20 protein-coding genes are annotated in these 16,852 nt (G+C 63.1%); 10 read left to right on the top strand and 10 right to left on the bottom strand.

Annotated elements, in window-relative coordinates; translation table 11 throughout:
* Window positions 1–2: 2 nt before the first annotated feature.
* The 5 genes from V6766_RS02870 to infC form a co-directional block, all read right to left on the bottom strand.
* Entirely contained in the window at window positions 3–434 is a 432-nt protein-coding gene (locus V6766_RS02870) for an ASCH domain-containing protein (RefSeq protein ID WP_448463418.1), read from the bottom strand.
* The gene (gene pheS, locus V6766_RS02865) at window positions 431–1,513 is read right to left on the bottom strand and encodes a phenylalanine--tRNA ligase subunit alpha (protein ID WP_448463416.1); all 1,083 of its coding nucleotides are present in this window, start codon (window positions 1,511–1,513) and stop codon (window positions 431–433) included. The genes V6766_RS02870 and pheS overlap by 4 nt, the downstream gene beginning before the upstream one ends.
* A gap of 134 nt (window positions 1,514–1,647) precedes the next feature.
* Entirely contained in the window at window positions 1,648–2,052 is a 405-nt protein-coding gene (rplT, locus tag V6766_RS02860; protein WP_448430448.1) for a 50S ribosomal protein L20, read from the bottom strand.
* A 37-nt stretch (window positions 2,053–2,089) separates the two neighbouring features.
* A complete protein-coding gene (rpmI, locus tag V6766_RS02855; RefSeq protein WP_448430446.1) occupies window positions 2,090–2,290 on the bottom strand; it encodes a 50S ribosomal protein L35 in 201 nt (66 codons plus the stop codon).
* Window positions 2,291–2,499: 209 nt separating this feature from the next.
* Window positions 2,500–3,036 carry a translation initiation factor IF-3 gene (gene infC, locus V6766_RS02850; RefSeq protein WP_448430932.1) on the bottom strand — a complete coding sequence of 179 codons (537 nt, stop codon included), beginning with the start codon at window positions 3,034–3,036 and terminating at the stop codon, window positions 2,500–2,502.
* Between the two features lie 223 nt (window positions 3,037–3,259).
* Between infC and V6766_RS02845 the strand changes: the two genes are divergently transcribed.
* The 5 genes from V6766_RS02845 to V6766_RS02825 all read left to right on the top strand — a co-directional run bounded on the left by V6766_RS02845 (window position 3,260) and on the right by V6766_RS02825 (window position 9,722).
* On the top strand, window positions 3,260–4,069 hold the full coding sequence (locus V6766_RS02845; protein WP_448430444.1) for an alpha/beta hydrolase: 810 nt from the start codon (window positions 3,260–3,262) through the stop codon (window positions 4,067–4,069).
* A gap of 148 nt (window positions 4,070–4,217) precedes the next feature.
* A complete protein-coding gene (locus tag V6766_RS02840) occupies window positions 4,218–4,778 on the top strand; it encodes a transglutaminase-like cysteine peptidase (RefSeq protein WP_448463902.1) in 561 nt (186 codons plus the stop codon).
* A 46-nt stretch (window positions 4,779–4,824) separates the two neighbouring features.
* Window positions 4,825–5,535 carry an NAD-dependent deacylase gene (locus V6766_RS02835; protein ID WP_448463414.1) on the top strand — a complete coding sequence of 237 codons (711 nt, stop codon included), beginning with the start codon at window positions 4,825–4,827 and terminating at the stop codon, window positions 5,533–5,535.
* 66 nt (window positions 5,536–5,601) lie between these two features.
* On the top strand, window positions 5,602–6,585 hold the full coding sequence (gene mbfA / locus V6766_RS02830) for an iron exporter MbfA (protein ID WP_448463412.1): 984 nt from the start codon (window positions 5,602–5,604) through the stop codon (window positions 6,583–6,585).
* 170 nt (window positions 6,586–6,755) lie between these two features.
* On the top strand, window positions 6,756–9,722 hold the full coding sequence (locus V6766_RS02825; RefSeq protein ID WP_448463410.1) for a diguanylate cyclase: 2,967 nt from the start codon (window positions 6,756–6,758) through the stop codon (window positions 9,720–9,722).
* Between the two features lie 29 nt (window positions 9,723–9,751).
* Here V6766_RS02825 and V6766_RS02820 read toward each other — a convergent pair whose 3' ends face one another.
* Window positions 9,752–10,660: a polyprenyl synthetase family protein gene (locus V6766_RS02820; RefSeq protein WP_448463408.1), complete on the bottom strand. Its 909-nt coding sequence runs from the start codon at window positions 10,658–10,660 to the stop codon at window positions 9,752–9,754.
* A gap of 124 nt (window positions 10,661–10,784) precedes the next feature.
* Here V6766_RS02820 and V6766_RS02815 point away from each other — a divergent pair, with 124 nt between their 5' ends.
* The 3 genes from V6766_RS02815 (at window position 10,785) to rpmF (ending at window position 12,596) form a co-directional block, all read left to right on the top strand.
* Window positions 10,785–11,510 (top strand): biosynthetic peptidoglycan transglycosylase, encoded by a 726-nt coding sequence (locus tag V6766_RS02815; RefSeq protein WP_448463406.1) that lies wholly within the window; start codon window positions 10,785–10,787, stop codon window positions 11,508–11,510.
* A gap of 74 nt (window positions 11,511–11,584) precedes the next feature.
* On the top strand, window positions 11,585–12,232 hold the full coding sequence (locus tag V6766_RS02810) for a glutathione S-transferase family protein (RefSeq protein WP_448463404.1): 648 nt from the start codon (window positions 11,585–11,587) through the stop codon (window positions 12,230–12,232).
* 178 nt (window positions 12,233–12,410) lie between these two features.
* Window positions 12,411–12,596 (top strand): 50S ribosomal protein L32, encoded by a 186-nt coding sequence (gene rpmF / locus V6766_RS02805; protein WP_133282438.1) that lies wholly within the window; start codon window positions 12,411–12,413, stop codon window positions 12,594–12,596.
* Between the two features lie 101 nt (window positions 12,597–12,697).
* On the opposite strand, the gene phaR is transcribed toward rpmF, so the two are convergent.
* Window positions 12,698–13,249: a polyhydroxyalkanoate synthesis repressor PhaR gene (phaR, locus tag V6766_RS02800; RefSeq protein WP_448463402.1), complete on the bottom strand. Its 552-nt coding sequence runs from the start codon at window positions 13,247–13,249 to the stop codon at window positions 12,698–12,700.
* 199 nt (window positions 13,250–13,448) lie between these two features.
* On the opposite strand from phaR, the gene V6766_RS02795 reads away from it, so the two are divergent.
* The gene (locus tag V6766_RS02795) at window positions 13,449–14,630 is read left to right on the top strand and encodes an acetyl-CoA C-acetyltransferase (RefSeq protein ID WP_448463400.1); all 1,182 of its coding nucleotides are present in this window, start codon (window positions 13,449–13,451) and stop codon (window positions 14,628–14,630) included.
* Between the two features lie 134 nt (window positions 14,631–14,764).
* Here the strand turns inward: V6766_RS02795 and V6766_RS02790 are convergent, their stop codons facing one another.
* The 3 genes from V6766_RS02790 to V6766_RS02780 all read right to left on the bottom strand — a co-directional run bounded on the left by V6766_RS02790 (window position 14,765) and on the right by V6766_RS02780 (window position 15,889).
* Window positions 14,765–14,950, bottom strand: coding sequence for a hypothetical protein (locus tag V6766_RS02790; protein WP_448430426.1), 186 nt, complete (start codon window positions 14,948–14,950; stop codon window positions 14,765–14,767).
* Window positions 14,951–14,982: 32 nt separating this feature from the next.
* The gene (locus V6766_RS02785; protein WP_018067473.1) at window positions 14,983–15,138 is read right to left on the bottom strand and encodes a DUF3309 family protein; all 156 of its coding nucleotides are present in this window, start codon (window positions 15,136–15,138) and stop codon (window positions 14,983–14,985) included.
* Between the two features lie 238 nt (window positions 15,139–15,376).
* Complete coding sequence (locus tag V6766_RS02780; RefSeq protein ID WP_448463398.1) at window positions 15,377–15,889, bottom strand: DUF6622 family protein; 513 nt, start codon at window positions 15,887–15,889, stop codon at window positions 15,377–15,379.
* A 79-nt stretch (window positions 15,890–15,968) separates the two neighbouring features.
* Here V6766_RS02780 and V6766_RS02775 point away from each other — a divergent pair, with 79 nt between their 5' ends.
* Entirely contained in the window at window positions 15,969–16,778 is an 810-nt protein-coding gene (locus V6766_RS02775; RefSeq protein WP_448463397.1) for a LytTR family DNA-binding domain-containing protein, read from the top strand.
* Window positions 16,779–16,852: the final 74 nt, after the last annotated feature.

Here is a 16,852-nt window from a genome sequence, read left to right as displayed (position 1 = left end):
CCTCACGACTCCGCCCCGCGCCTGTATTCACCCAGCGTCTCCACCAGCCGGAACCGCTCGCAGATCAGCTCCATGTCCGGCTCGAAGCCGCCATTGCGGGCGAAATAGGCTTCGTGGCCTTCGCGCCAGTATTCGAGCGACAGGTCGCCCTCGCCTTCGTCCCGCGCGAATTCCTCGTCGACCTCGTCGAACCGGCGAACCGTCACTTCGGTCGTCTCGATGACGGCAGCGGGCTTGCCGGCGCCGTCGAGCACCACGTCGCGGCGGCCGATCTCCGGCATCGGCTCCTGCGCGTCCTTCACATCTCTGAGCGCGGTGCAGGTCGCCGTCTTTTTGCCCTCAAGCACCAGCGCCAGAAGCTCGTCCTTCAGCGCCGGCGTATCGCCGAAGGCAAACTGCACGGAATCCCTGTAGCGTTCCGGAAGCGCCGTCATGACGACAGCCCGCCGAACAACGTCGGGATGTCGAGCGGGCGGAAGCCGTAATGGCTGGTCCAGCGTTCATCGGCGGCGAAGAAGTCGCGGAGATCCGGCATACCGTATTTCAGCATGGCGATGCGGTCGAGGCCCATGCCCCAGGCAAAGCCCTGATAGACATCCGGATCGAGGCCGCAATGACGCAGCACGTTCGGGTGCACCATGCCGCAGCCGAGAATTTCCATCCAGTCGGTGCCGGTTCCGAACTTCACCTGGTCGCCGGAGCGGTCGCACTGGATGTCGACCTCGAAAGACGGCTCGGTGAACGGGAAGAAGGACGGTCGGAAGCGCATGGTTACGCTGTCGACCTCGAAGAAGGCTTTGCAGAATTCCTCCAGCGTCCAGCGCAGATGGCCGACATGGGTGGTCTTGTCGATGACGAGACCCTCGAGCTGATGGAACATCGGCGAGTGGGTGGCGTCACTGTCCTGACGGTAGGTCTTGCCGGGCGCGACGATGCGGATCGGCGGCTCCTGGCTTTCCATCGAGCGGATCTGTACCGGCGAGGTGTGGGTTCTCAAGACCTTGCGCTCGCCGTTCTCATCCGGATTGAAGAAGAAGGTGTCGTGCATCTCGCGGGCGGGATGGCCTTCCGGGAAATTCAGCGCGGTGAAATTGTAATAATCGGTCTCGATCTCCGGACCCTCGGCTATCGAAAAGCCCATATCGCCGAAGATGGCGGTGATTTCATCGATCACCTGGCTGACGGGATGAATGCGGCCGGACAAAGACGGAGAGGGGCGCACCGGCAGGGACACGTCCACCGTTTCGGCGGCAAGCCGGGCGGCGATCGCGGCATCCTTCAGTTCGGCCTTGCGGGCGGAAATCGCATCGGAGACCTCGGTCTTCAACGCGTTGATGGCAGCACCCCGGGTCTTGCGCTCCTCCGGGTCCATTTTGCCGAGCGTCTTCAAAAGCTCCGACACCGAGCCCTTCTTGCCGATGGCGTTGACGCGCACCGTCTCGATCGCCGCCTCGTCAGAGGCCGCCGCGATCTCGTCCATCAGCTTCGTCTTCAGATCATCAAGATCGGACATGTTCTCGTCTTCCTGCTGCCGCCTGGACCGATAACGGTCCGTAATTGTGATCGTCTGAATGCGAAAAACCCGCACTGGTCCTGCCAGCGCGGGTTTCCCAAATTGGTATGTATAAAGGCTTGGGAAGCGCTGGCTTAAGCTACAGCGCTTTCAAACTCGTTGGCGGTACCTTCCTTCTTGAGGTACTCCAGGCCCTTCTTCGCAGCGGCAACCAGGGCTGCGAACGCTTCCGGCTCATGGATCGCCATGTCGGAAAGAACCTTGCGATCGACTTCGATGCCGGCCTTGTTCAGACCGTCGATGAAGCGGCCATAGGTCAGGCCATGTTCACGCACGGCGGCGTTGATGCGCTGGACCCACAGAGCGCGGAAATTGCGCTTGTTTACCTTGCGGTCGCGATAGGCGTACTGCTTGGACTTGTCGACAGCGGCCTTGGCCGTGCGGATGGTGTTCTTGCGGCGGCCATAGAAGCCCTTGGCTTGCTTGATGACCTTCTTGTGCTTGGCGTGGGCGGTAACGCCACGTTTTACGCGAGCCATATCATGATCTCCTTAAATCTATCTCGGTTAGCGGGCGTTACTTGCTGTAAGGCATGAACTGCTTGACGATCTTGGCATCCGGCTCCGCCAGAACCATCGTGCCGCGCGCATCGCGGATAAACTTGTTGGAACGCTTGATCATTCCATGGCGCTTGCCGGCGGCTGCCGACTTCACCTTGCCGGTCGCGGTAACCTTGAACCGCTTCTTGACCGACGATTTCGTCTTCATCTTGGGCATTTTGCTACTCCGTTTTATTGATTGCGCCGGGAGACGAACCCCGGCTTCGCATTTGGAGCGGACACGGCATGCCCTGCCGGCCCGCTCGGACGGCGCGTGTATACGCGCTTTGCCCTTATTGTGCAACCTCTCCGTCGCGACAAAAAGACAGCGACCGTCGCGGGCGGTTTTCCCGGACGGCCTGTCATCATTCGTCGACAGCGAGAAGCTTATTTCGGCGCAAGCACCATCAGCATCTGACGGCCCTCAAGCTTCGGCTCGGCTTCCACCTTGGCGATTTCGGCGGTGTCTTCCTTGACCTGGGACAGAAGCTTCATGCCCAGTTCCTGGTGCGCCATCTCGCGCCCGCGGAAACGGAGCGTGACCTTCACCTTGTCGCCTTCCTCGAAGAACTTGTTCATCGCCTTCATCTTCACCTGATAGTCATGGGTGTCGATGTTGGGACGCATCTTGATTTCTTTGACTTCGACGATCTTTTGCTTCTTGCGTGCCTCGGCGGCGCGCTTCTGGTTGGCATATTTCAGCTTGCCCAGATCGAGAATCTTGCAAACGGGCGGCGTCGAGTTGGGGGCGATCTCGACGAGATCAAGCCCGGCTTCCTCAGCCATTCTCAACGCATCTTCAGTCAGTACGACGCCCTTGTTCTCCCCGTCCTCGTCAATCAACTGGACTTCGCGGATGCGGATGTCACGGTTGGCGCGGGGACCTTCCTTGGTCGGGGGAGCGGCTCTGTGGGGTCTGCGAATGGTCGTTGTCTCCTCAAATTGTTGAAATTCGACGACTTGTTGAAATTCGGCTGCGTAAGCGCCAACTGCACAAAAACTTGCACGTGTTGGACACAAATGGTTGTTACAGCCGATGTGTCAATAACACAGCGGAAAAAGAAAATCACCTGCCGATCGCCAAAAGCGCGGGTTTGCAGGCGTTTTGAGGGTCGCGGCGGCGCCCGGGACGAGGATGGAGAGCACGATGAACGACGAGAGCCAGCTGACCTACACCGAAATCGATCACGGCGACGGGCCGCTCAAGATCGCCATGCGCCTTCGCAAGGGGCGGGGCGATGCGCCCACCCTCGTCTGGTTTTCAGGCTACGGCTCCGACATGCTGGGCTCCAAGGCGGAGGCGCTCGACGCCTATGCCGGCGAGAACGGGCTTTCCATGCTGCGCTTCGACTATACCGGCCACGGCGAGAGCGAGGGCGCCTTCAAGGACGGCACGATTTCCCGCTGGCTCGCCGATGCGCTCGCTGCAATCGAACATGCCGCTCCCGAACGGGTCATCATCATCGGCTCGTCCATGGGCGGCTGGCTGGCGCTTCGCGCGGTGCAGGAGCTGAAGGGCAAGGAAGGCGCACCCGCGATCGATGGGCTTCTGCTGCTCGCGCCCGCGCCCGACTTCACCAGCGAACTGATCGAGCCGGATCTGACGGACGCCCAGTGCAAGGCGCTGGCCGAGAACGGCTATTTCGAGGAACAGTCGATCTACGGGCCGGAACCGACCATCTATACCGCGGCGCTGCTCGATGACGGGAGGCGCAACATGGTGCTGACCGGCATTATCGAAACCGGCTGCCCGGTGCACATCATCCAGGGCAAGCAGGACCCGGACGTGCCCTACAAGCACGCGCTGAAGCTGATGTCGCATCTGCCGGCAGATGATGTGGTGCTGACGCTGGTGCAGGATGGTGACCACCGCCTTTCGCGGCCCGAGGACATTGCCCGCATGCTGACCGCGCTTTCCGGCCTTCTGGAGACGGCGGCCGAACACCGCGCCGGTTAACCATTTCTTAAGATCTCGGTCCGCCGACCCCTCACGCTGATTGACTCCCCGCCCTATTTCTCCTTAACTCTTTGTTAAGAATTCAAGGGCGGATGGGTATAGCGTGCCTCGTTTGGATAGACTGATCATCTCGGCTTTCTGCGCCATTATGGGCCTCGGCTTTTCGACGCCCGCGCTTGCCGCATCGGCCATGCCGGTGGGCGGGGTCACGTCCCAGCCGATCGGCCATTTCGAGTTCTGCGAGCAGCACCGCCGCGATTGCGCCCCCCACGCCGCCAGCACGATTGCAGCACGGCTGACGAATTTCGGCTGGAAGACGGTGGTTTCGATCAACAGCGCGGTCAATGCCGAAATCGAGCCGATGACCGATGAAGAGCTTTACGGCCGCGAGGAAGTCTGGGCCTATCCCGTGAGCGGCGCCGGTGACTGCGAGGATTTCGTGCTGGAGAAGCGTCGCCGCCTGATGAAGGCCGGCATCTCCGCCTCCGATCTGCTGATCACCGTGGTGCGCAAGCCTAACGGCGAAGGCCATGCGGTGCTGACGCTGCGCACCAATGACGGCGACTTCATCCTCGACAATCTGAATGACGATGTGCTCGCCTGGTCGGATACGCCCTATACCTTCCTCAAGCGTCAGGCCTCCTTCGACAGCGGCCGCTGGGTCAAGGTCGAAACCGGAACCGATCTGCCGGTCGCCTCGTTGCGTTGACATCAACCTCGGGCGATGCGCCCGGGGCCCGAGACAGGCGTGACCCATGAAGATTGACACTTCCGCCCCGATCGTTGTTCTGACCGGCGCCGGCATATCGGCGGAGTCCGGCCTTGCCACATTCCGCGATCAGGGCGGGCTCTGGGAAGGGCACAGCATCGAGGATGTCGCGACCCCTGAGGGATTTCACAGAAATCCCGATCTGGTTTATGATTTCTACAATATGCGCCGCCGCGAGGCCGCGAAGGCTTCGCCCAATGCCGCCCACAATGCGCTTGCCGCGCTGGAAAACGCCTGGGACGGCGATTTCCTGCTGATCACCCAGAATGTTGACGACCTGCATGAACGGGCAGGCTCGAAGCGGATGCTGCACATGCATGGCCGGCTCGATTCCGCGCTCTGCTATGAATGCGGGAGCCACCAGCACTGGGAAGGCGATCTCGACCGGGACTGTTTCTGTTCCAGCTGCAGCCGCCCGTCGCTGCGCCCCGATATCGTCTGGTTCGGCGAAATGCCCTACGATATGGACGCGATCGAGGTCGCGCTGGAAAATGCAGCGCTGTTCGTGGCGATCGGCACTTCGGGCACGGTCTACCCCGCCGCCGGTTTCGTGGCGGCCGCCGCCTCCGCCGGCGCGCATACGGTCGAGATCAATCTCGAAGCGACCGGCAACAGCCTGTTCGGCGAATGCCGGACCGGTTCGGCCTCGACCGCCGTTCCCGATTTCGTTGCGGGGCTCCTTGGCAAGAAAACCTGATTCCCCATTTGACCTTCGGCGATTTTCGATTTAGAATTATTCTAAACTAAAACCGGAATCAGTCCCATGGTCCTGCCCTTTTTTGGTCGCGCCAAGCGCGACTTCTCGTCCCTGAGCGAAGCCGAAATGCTGGCGCTTGCGATCTCCTCCGAGGAGGACGATGCGCGTATCTACAAGGCCTATGCCGCCCATCTGCGCGGCGAATTTCCCGACAGCGCCCGGATTTTCGACGATATGGCCGAGGTCGAGGACAGCCACCGGCGCATGCTGATCGACATGTTCAAGCGCCGCTTCGGCGATGACATTCCCCTGGTCCGGCGCGAGCATGTGCGCGGCTTCCTCGAACGCCGGCCCGACTGGCTGATGAAGACGCTGTCGCTGGAGAAGATCCGCCGTCAGGCGGTGCTGATGGAGGAGCAGGCCCAGCGCTTTTACCGCGCCGCCATGAACGAGGTTTCGGATGCCGACACCCGCAAGCTCTTGGGCGATCTCGCCATCGCCGAGGAGGCGCATGAGGAGCTCGCCGAGACGCTGACCGAAAAACACGCGCCGGAAGACGTGCGCGATGAGGAGGCCGCCAAGGAGCACCGCCAGTTCCTGCTGACCTGGGTGCAGCCGGGCCTTGCCGGGCTGATGGACGGTTCGGTCTCGACGCTGGCGCCGATCTTCGCCGCCGCCTTTGCCACACAGGATACCTGGCAGACCTTCCTGATCGGCCTGTCGGCCGCCGTCGGCGCCGGCATTTCCATGGGCTTCACCGAGGCCGCCCATGACGACGGCAAGCTTTCCGGCCGCGGCTCGCCGATCAAGCGCGGCATCGCCTCCGGCGTGATGACCATGCTCGGCGGGCTCGGCCACGCGCTGCCCTATCTGATCCCCGAATTCTGGACCGCGACGATCATCGCCATCGTGATCGTGTTCTTCGAACTCTGGGCGATCGCCTTCATTCAGAACAAATATATGGAAACCCCGTTCATGCGCGCCGCCTTCCAGGTCGTGCTCGGCGGCGGGCTGGTGCTGGCCGCCGGCATGATCATCGGCAGCGGCTGAGCCGGGAGGGGCCGCTGCCCCTCCAATACGGCCGCCGAAGGCGCTTGAACCTGTTGCCAGACTCACATGCCCGCCATGTCAAAACGGCCTTGCAGCGCAAGTAAGCTTGGCGCGGGCCAGTTGTGTGCTATTTGATATTGTAACGGTGAGCCATAAACTGAGAAGGCAGCATGGATGAGACCAGCCTGAGCGAAAATCGCGGCCCGACATCGGCGACAGGCATTTTCCGAAAGCTGGCGACGCCGGTCTTCGCCCTCATTCTGCTGTTGACGACCCTTGCCGCCGGCGCGCTTGCGGCCGAGCCGCTCGACCTCACCGATGAGGAACGGGCCTATATAGCCAAAAACCCGGTGGCGAGCATCGGGCTCGTGGCCGACAACGAGCCCTATTCCTTCTACCTCAACGGCAAGATCATGGGCTGGTCGGTGGACGTGCTGGACGCGATCTCCGCAATGACCGGACTTGATTTCGCGGTCCGGCTAGGCTCTTGGCCGGAAATCTACGGCCAGTTCCGGCGCGGCGGGCTGGACGTGATCGCGGACATCTCGCTCACCGAGGAGCGCGAGCCCTTTATCGCCTTTACCGAGCCCTACCACCTGCGCCGCACGATCCTGTTTGAAAACATCGACCGTCCGCTTGGCGACCTCGCCGACCTCGATGCGCTGAAACAGCGCCAGATCGGCGTGATCCGCGACATTTATTACGCCAGCGCCCTGGAAAAGGCCGGGTTCCAGCTTCAGGAATACGCCACCTATCGCGATCTGATGGCGGCGGTCGCCTTCGGCTGGGTCGACGGCGCGCTCGCGGCCGAACTGACCGGCAATTTCTTCATTCGCGAGAACGGGTTCACCAATGTGGTCGCCGCCGGCGCGCTGCCGCTGACAGCGGTGTCACTGGAGGATTTCCGCCTCGGCGTCCTCGAACAGTCCGGCGATGCCGCGGTGCTGTCGTCGATCCTGCAAAAGGCCGTCCTTGCGCTACCCGCCGAAACGCTGGACGAAATCACCGGGCGCTGGCTGACCTACCGCACCGGACGCGCGACGAATGCCGGCCTGCTCAGGCTGCTGCCGGAGGAGCAGGTCTTCATCGAGGAGGCGCCGCCGCTGTCGATCGGCTTCATTATCGACTACCAGCCCTTCAGCTATCTTGAAAACGGGCGCGGACAGGGGCTTGCCGTCGACCTCGCCCAGTATATCAGCGCCAGCACGGGGCTTTCGTTCGAGCCGGTCTATGACAATTGGGCCGAACTGTTGCGGCGGTTCAAGGCTGGCGAGCTCGATATCATCACCAATATCTCGTACACCGAAGCGCGCAGCGATTTTACGCTGTTTTCCGACGAATATCACCGCATCCCCAATGCGGTTTTCGTGCGCTCCGGCTTCGGGCCCTACCGGGATATCGCCGATCTTGACGGCAAGCGGATCGGGATCGGCCGCGACATCTATTATGCCGAGGCGGTTTCGGCGCGGTTTGACGACGTGCGCCAATATGACGGCCAGGAAGCGCTGATGCATGCCCTTGCCGATGGCGAGATCGACGCGGCCATCATTTCGCTGAGCAATGGCAATGCCATCATCCGCCGCGACGGTCTGATCAATATCGAGATCGGCGGCGAATTCCTGATGGACGGCGTCGAGCGCGAGGACCTGCGCTTCGGCGTCTCGCCGAAATATCCCTATCTGCAAAGTATCATCGACAGCGTCCTGGTCTCGATCCCGACCGCGCGCTGGCAGGAAATGGAGAACCGCTGGCTCGGCCCGCCGCTGGCCGGGATCGACCGCCACCGCGCCGTACTCAATGAGGACGAACGCGCCTATCTGCGCGACAGGGGGCCGCTCAAAGTATGCGTCGAGCCGGAATCGCCGCCCTATACCATGGTCGGGCGCGACGGCGAATTCACCGGCGCGGTCGCCGATATCCTCACGCTTCTCGGCGAGAACGGCGAGTTCTCCTGGCGGATCCAGCCGGTGCCGCTTGCCGGGAGAAACGAAAAGGACCCAGCGCTTGCAGGTTGCGACGTCCTGCCTTTCGTCGTCAACGCCGATTTCGCGGCAGACGCCTTCGATCCGGCGCCGGCCTATCTCGAAATTGCGCTCGCGGTGGCAAGCCCGCTCCAGGCGCCGTTCGTGGAAAGCATGCGCGATCTCGCCGGGCAGCGCGTCGGCCTGGTTTCCAGCCATGCGCCGGCGGCGATGCTTGCGGCGCGCTATCCCGATGTCACGATCGTTCAGCTCGACAGCGAAAGCGACGGGCTGGATGCCGTGCTTGACGGCAAGCTCGATGCCGTGGTCGGTCCGCTCGACACGCTCGTCTATCTGATCGCCGCCATGGATACCAACGACATCAAGATCTCCGGCCGGATACCCGAAAACGTCCAGGCGGCGGCGGCCACAGCGGCCGACCAGCCGGTGCTCGGCATTATCTTCGAAAAGCTGATCGCCAGGCTCGACCCCGGCGAAGTCGACCGCATCCTCAACCGCCAGAAGCTCGCGCCGTTCAAGCGCACGATCGACTATCGCCTGCTGTTCGCAACCGCGGCGCTGATCGCCGTCGTGTTCCTCGTCTTCCTCTACTGGGTGCGCAAGCTGCGGCTGCTCAACAGGGCCCTGAACACGGCCAACGACCTGCTGCAACAGACCTCGATCACCGACGGCCTGACCGGGCTCTACAACCGCACCTATTTCATTACCCGCGCCGAAGAGATCTTCGAACAGTGCCAGCGCAATGGCGAGCGCTTTACCCTGGCAATGATCGATGTCGACCACTTCAAGCCGATCAACGACCGGCTGGGCCATGTTTTCGGCGATGCCTGTCTGAAACATCTCGCCGCGATCTTCCGGTCCCATTTCCTCAGGGCCGAAGACCTGGTGGCGCGCTATGGCGGTGAGGAATTCATTGCCTATCACCTCGCCGGAGGGTCTGAGGAAATCCACGCTTTTCACGAAAGCTTGCGCGCCAAGGTCGAGGCGCGGCCGGTAGAGCATGGGGAGAATGTCGAGCCGCTGACTGTGAGCATCGGCTACTACTCCGCCATTCCCATAAAAGGCGACACGCTCGACCGCTTCATCGCCGAGGCCGACCAGCGGCTCTACGAAGCCAAGGAAGCCGGTCGCAACCGCGTCATCGGTAACGACTGAGCGCGGCCTTCATCCGCTCCGCGCAGACCTCAGTTCTCGCGTGAGGCCACGAAGCGGGCGGCGGCGATCAGCGTTGCGGCCCGCGCGCCGAAGGGGCTAAGCAGGGCCTCGGCCTCTTCGACCAGCTCGGTCAGCCGGCGTTCGGCCCAGTCCGCGCCGTGCAGCGAGACCAGCGTGCCCTTGCCGCGTCCGGCATCCTTGCCGGTCGCCTTGCCCATGGTCTCGGCATCGGCCCTCAGATCGAGAAGATCGTCGGCAAGCTGGAAGGCAAGGCCGATCACCGCGCCGAAACGGGCAAGGCGGGCGCGCTCGTCCGCCCCCGCGCCGGCAATGATCGCGCCGGCCTCCGCCGCGAACCGGATCAGCGCGCCGGTCTTCATCGCCTGCAGGGTGACGATACCGGACTCATCCGGCGGGGTCTTCTCTGCCGCCAGATCAAGCGCCTGACCGCCCGCCATGCCGCCAATGCCTGACGCCCGCGACAGCGCGCTGACAAGGGCAAGCCGGGCTGCGGGATCGACCCCGGTCGCGTCATCGGCGATGATGTCGAAGGCGAGCGTCAGCAGGCTGTCGCCGGCGAGGATCGCGGCGGCCTCGTCGAAGGCCTTGTGCACCGTCGGCCGGCCCCGGCGCAGATCGTCGTCGTCCATGGCCGGCAGGTCGTCATGAATCAGCGAATAGCAGTGGATGCATTCAAGTGCTGCGGCCACCCTGAGCGCCGCATCAGCCGGCCCGCCGAGAAGCCGCGTTGTCTCGATCACCAGAAACGGGCGGAAGCGTTTGCCGCCGTTCAGAACGCCGTGGCGGATCGCCGCCATCAGCGTTTCCGGCCGCGCCGTTTCGCCTGCAAGCGGGTCGGGGCCGAGCAGTTGGTCGAGGCAGGCTTCGACGTCCTTGCGGGCGCTTTCGAGGCGGGTGGTGAATTCAGTCTCTGACATGGGGCCATGTCTTGGCACGAGGGGGCGCGGCGTTCAAGCGGTTTCGCGCCGCCGCCGTCGCGGCTTTTCTTGGCCGCCGCATCACGCTATGGAAGGGGCGGATTTCACGAAAGCTAATGAACCGATGCGCGACGACGACATGCCGGAAGACGATGAGGATGATGCCCCGCGCCGGTCGCTTTTTCGCCGCCTGATCCGCTATGGCGTGATCGTCATCATCGTGATCGTGCTATTGCCCTACCTGCTGCTGCCGCTTTACCGACCATCCTTTGTGCACCCTGTATCCGTGCCGATGATGACACGGCTTTTTACCGGCTATGACCGGCAATGGGTGCCATTCGATGAGGTCGCGCCGGTGCTGGTGCAATCGGTGATGATGTCAGAGGACGGGCAGTTCTGCAATCACGACGGTATAGACTGGGGCGAGTACAAGGCCGTGGTCGAGGACGCGCTGGCCGGCAAGGCCGTGCGCGGGGCGAGCACGATACCGATGCAGACGGTGAAGAACCTCTACCTCTGGAACAGCCGCTCCTATATCCGCAAGGCGCTGGAACTGCCGCTGGCGATCTCCGCCGATATCGTCTGGCCCAAGAAGCGGATCATGGAAATCTACCTCAACATCGCGCAATGGGGACCGGAGACCTTCGGCATTGAGGCGGCGGCGCTCGAACAGTTCGGCGTCTCGGCTTCGGAGCTGACGGCGCGGCAGGCGGCACTGCTCGCCGTTTCGCTGCCCGATCCGGTGGGCCGGCAGGCCGCCGCCCCGAGTCGCCACATGCAGGCCCTCGCCGCCCGCGTGGAGCGGCTCGCCTCGCGCTCCGGCTCCTATATTACCTGCCTTTATGACTGACATTCGACATTGTTGTTGGCGCCGGGCGGGAAAATGCGTTTAACTCCCGCGCAAACGTGGTGGAAGGGTGAAGCATGAGCGATCTGACGCTTTATATCGGCAACAAGAAATATTCCTCCTGGTCGCTCAGGCCATGGCTGGCGATGGAGGCTGCCGGAATCCCGTTCAAGGAAGTGCTGATCCCGTTCGATTTTCCCGCCGGCAATCCGCGCTTCCGCGAAGTCTCGCCCGTCGGTCAGGTGCCGGTGCTGCATCACGGCAGGTTCCGGGTCTGGGAATCGCTGGCGATCATCGAATATGTCGCCGAGCTTTATCCCGAGGCCCAGCTCTGGCCCGCCGACAGGGTGGAGCGGGCGGCGGCGCGCGCCGTCTCGGCGGAAATGCATGCCGGTTTTAGGGCGCTGCGAGGGGCCTGCCCGATGAATTTCGGCCGCAAGCCCGCGCCGATTGCCATCGATGACGCCGTCAAAGCCGATGTCCGGCGCATCGAAACACTGTGGGCCGACGCGCTTGAGGCCTCGGGCGGGCCGTTTCTGTTCGGCAGCTTTTCGGCGGCCGATGCGATGTATGCGCCGGTGGTCAACCGCTTCGAGGTCTATGAACTCACCGACAATGCGACGTCGCTCGCCTATATGAATGCCATCAAAAGCGTACCGGCATTCCAGCGTTGGCGCGACGGCGCGCTGGCCGAAAGCTGGGTGGTTCCCGAAGACGAGGTGTGAGCCCGGTTTCGACCAGGTTGCCGCCCGGTTGCCGCAAGAGTCAAAAAAATGCCGGGGGGACTGGTCAAACGCCGGTTTGCCCTGTATAAGCGCGCCAAATTTCAAGAATTCCAGGGACGATCTTGCGGTGGTTTCACCCGCCGTCGATTGAGCCTTGCGCCTCAAGTGGAGTAGTCCAATGGCTGTACCGAAAAGAAAAACGACCCCGTCCAAGCGCGGTATGCGCCGTGCTGCAGACGCTCTCAAGGCTCCGACCTATGTCGAAGACAAGAACTCCGGCGAACTGCGCCGTCCGCACCATATCGATCTGAAGACCGGCATGTATCGCGGCCGCCAGGTTCTGACGCCGAAGGAAAACGCCTGATTCATCAGGCAGCTTTCCGCTGAAATTGAAAAAAGCCGTCCCGTGGGGCGGCTTTTTTGTTGGGGCGAATTTTATGGCCGGGCGTTTCCGCCCGGCCTCGCTCACATATTGTCGATACGGTCCTGCAGCACCCGCAACTGGCGGCGCAGGTCGTCGAGGTCGCCGGCGGCTGCATTGTGCATGCCTTCGAGATCTTCCTCTTCCGCCGCATCGCGATACCGTGTCGCGGCGAGGCCCGCCTGACGCGCCGCCTCTTCCTTGCGGTAATATTCGCGTTTCAGCGGATTGGCGTAGAGCGCCTTGTCCATCTGCTCGCGCATATGGGTCTGCTGCTCGGAAAACGCCTTCATGGCGTTGTCGAGAAAGCCCGGCAGCATGGCCTGCATCTGGTCGCCGTAATAGCCGATGATCTCGCGCAGAAATGAAACCGGCAGGATCGCCTGATCGGACTTCGCCTCCTGTTCGAAGATGATCTGGGTCAGCACGGTGTGGGTGATGTCGTCGCCGGCCCTGGCGTCCTTCACGGTGAAATCCTCTCCTCTTTTCACCATGTCGGCCAGGTCTTCCAGCGTGACGTAGCTGCTGGTGCCGGTATTGTAGAGCCGGCGGTTCGCATATTTCTTGATGATTGTTGGTCCGTCGCTTACGGGCATTGTGCCTCCTCCCGCGATCTGTTTCCTCTTCCCGCTCTGATGTAACCTCAAAACCGGCCCCGGTACAATGATTTTGTCGCAATGCAGCGACGCCGGCGGCGGGGTCTTTGCTGCGGGGCAAAGCGGCGGCGGCGGCCCGTTTGACTTCGCAAACCGGCTTCTGCACAGTGCCGCTATCGTGAAATGGGGAGAGAGAAACATGTCCGGTTCGGCCATTGTTATTGCAGGCGCGGCGCGCACGCCGATCGGCGTTCTGGGCGGCGCGCTTTCCAGCGTGCCCGCCCATGAGCTGGGGGCCGTGGCGATCGCCGAAGCGCTTGCCCGCGCGGGCGTTTCGCCGGCTGAAGTCGACGAGACGATCCTCGGCCAGGTGCTGACGGCGGGCGCCGGCCAGAACCCCGCCCGACAGGCGGCGATGGCCGCAGGCATGCCGGCCGAGAAGACCGCGTTCGTCATCAACCAGCTCTGCGGATCGGGGCTCAGGGCCGTCGCGCTCGGCATGCAGCAGATCCTCGCCGGCGATGCCGAGATCGTGGTGGCGGGCGGACAGGAATCGATGTCGCTGTCGCCGCATTGCGCCCATCTTCGCAGCGCAACGCGCATGGGCGACGCCGCCATGGTCGACACCATGCTGAAGGACGGGCTGGTCGACGCCTTCTATGGCTATCACATGGGCGTGACGGCGGAAAACATCGCCGAGCGCTGGGGCCTGACCCGGGCGGTGCAGGATGATTATGCCGCCCGCTCGCAAAACCGCGCCGAGGCCGCCCGCGCCGCCGGCCGCTTCGCCGACGAGATCGTGCCGGTCACCGTCGCCGGCCGCAAGTCCGAGGTGGTGGTCGAGCAGGACGAGGGCATCCGCGAGGGCATGACCCCGCACGCGCTTGAGCGCCTGCGCCCGGCTTTCATGGATGGCGGCAGCGTGACCGCCGGCAATGCCTCGGGCATCAATGACGGCGCGGCGGCGCTGGTGCTGATGGAGGCGGCGAACGCCGAAAGGCGCGGCATCGCGCCGCTGGCGCGGATCGTGTCATGGGCGACCGCCGGCGTCGATCCGCAGGTGATGGGCACGGGCCCGATCCCGGCCTCGCAGAAGGCGCTGGCCAAAGCCGGCTGGCAGGTCGGCGATCTCGACCTGATCGAGGCCAATGAGGCGTTCGCGGCGCAGGCCTGCGCGGTGGTGCGCGAACTGGCGCTCGATCCGGAGAAGGTCAATGTCAATGGCGGGGCGATCGCGCTCGGCCATCCGATCGGCGCTTCCGGCGCGCGGGTGTTAACCACGCTGCTTTACGAAATGCGCCGGCGCGATGTAAAGAAGGGCCTCGCCACGCTCTGCATCGGCGGCGGCATGGGCGTTGCGATGTGCGTGGAACGCGCCTGAGCGCAAAAGAAAAAGCGACGCCTGGATCGACGAGCGGGGGGATGCTGCGAGCCGATCTTGACGCGACAGCCCGGGGCGCGCGCCGCTTTCGGTAGGGATCGCCGGCCGGGTTCGCCCGACCGGCGCATTGGCGATCAGTTGGCCGTTGCAGCGCCGATGCCGCCGCCGATCAGGCCGCCCGCCACGGCGCCGCCGGCACTGTTGGTCGCAAGCGCGCCCACGCCCGCGCCGATGCCGGCGCCAGCGGCGGTGTTGCGTTCCTGCGTGGTGCAGGCGGCCAGCGGAAGAATGAATGCGATGGCGATAACGGTCTTCTTCATGATGTCAGGTCTCCAATGTTCTTCAGTCTTTGTCAGATATAGCCCGCCAGAAGCAGGATTATGACGATCAGCAGCACGAGGCCGAGACCGCCGGACGGCCCGTAGCCCCAGTTGGTGGAATAACCCCACCGCGGCAGCGCGCCGATCAGCAGCAATATCAGAATAATAAGAAGAATGGTGCCCAGCATGTGATTGCCCTCTCCGGTCATATGTTCGCAGCCTAAACGCGGCCGGGCAAAATTTTGTTCCCAGCCCATCTTCCGAAGGCGCCGCGGAAAAGGTTAACGGCGGCGCGCGTCCCCCGCGCCAACCGCTTAAAAAATATGGTTAACAAATCCTTCCCGCACCATATCTAGCGGTGAACAAAACCGGAAGATCGACCGGTAAGCGATTCGTCGCTGATTCGTTCCGGCTTTGGCCCGAACGTTAACGAGAGGCGCTTTCATCGGCTTTTGCGAGCCTTTTTACCTTGAGCAGATAGGCCGCGGCGCGAGCGGTGGAAAAGCCCGTGGCAAGGCCGATCACGGCGTTGACCGCGAGCATGAACGGCACGTTGTTGGCGAGCGCCGGGTTTACGGCGAGGCCGGCATTCTGCGCATAGAGCGCGGCAAACAGCGCCAGAACCATCGCCAGCGTGTGCCATTCGCCATCGACATGGGCGCGGTTCCCGCCGGCATAGGAAAGCCGATCCTGCGGCCGCAGCATGACCGTCAGCAACGCGCCGACAATGAGGCCGCCGACGAGCCCGACAAGCACCGCATGGGTGTAGTCAAGCGTGGCCAGCCGGTGACCGGCGAGAAACAGAAACAGCAGCGGCAGGATCACGAAGGCACGCAGATGAACATCGCGCGGATAAAGCCGCTTCACGCCGCGATAAACGAGCAGCGCCAGGATGAGCCAGACGTAAAGGGGCGTGCCGGTGATAATGTCGATAAACATGTCCGCTGTTCCTTTCATCTTCGGGAAACGATAACCTCGGCCGCTGGCATAACATTCCGGGACATCGGGAAAACAGGGAATGAACGAACTGCGCGAAAACTTCGCGAATGACAGCGGCCTGCAATTCACGCTTCGCCAGATGCGGCGCGATCTCGCCAATTGGCGGGTGCATGGCCTGCTTCTTATCCTCGCCGCCGTGCTCGCCTGGTCCGGCCCCTTCGATACGCAATCGGCGTTTTCGCTCGCCGGGCGCTTCGCCTTCTGGGCGGCGACCACGTTTCTGACCTATTGGGCAGCGCATTTCTTTGCGAAATGGACGCGGTTTCACCTGAGAGCCCGCCGGGCGCCGCGCCATTACGCGCTTGTAGCCGTCATCCTTGTCGCGGGCCTTGCCGCCACCATCGCCGTGCTGCCGGTCACGATCGCGGTCGAGGGCCTAGCGGCGCTCGCGCCCTCTGCGATTGCCGCGACCGCGACCCATGCCTTCATCATCGCAACCGCCGCCGTTGCGGCAATGGAGCTTCTTGCGCGCGACAAGCCGGCGGAAGCCGGGGAGCCGCAAAGGCCCGAACCGCCGCGACTGCTAACGCGCCTGCCGGTCGAGAGGCGCGGACCGCTGATCTCGCTCAGCGTCAGCGACCACTATGTCGAGGTCACCACCGGCGCGGGCCGCCACATGCTGCTGATCCGGTTGAAAGATGCCATCGACGAGACTGCCCCCGTAAACGGCCTGCAAATCCACCGCTCCCACTGGGTTGCGCTCGAGGCCGTCTCCGCCGTCCGCCGCGAGAACGGCAAGGTGTTCGTTGAAACCACCGCCGGCGACCGCCTGCCCGTCAGCCGTTCCTGTCTCGATGATTTGCGCCGGGCGGGTCTTCTGCCGCGTTGAGGCAAATGGTTAACGCCAAGCGCGAATCCCGCGCTTCGCCATGGCTCCGGGACAAATTCGAATCCAGATGTGGA

The organism is Martelella sp. AMO21009 (assembly GCF_053484295.1).
Note: the sequence above shows the minus strand (reverse complement) of the source record. Positions and strands in the feature narration are given on the sequence as shown.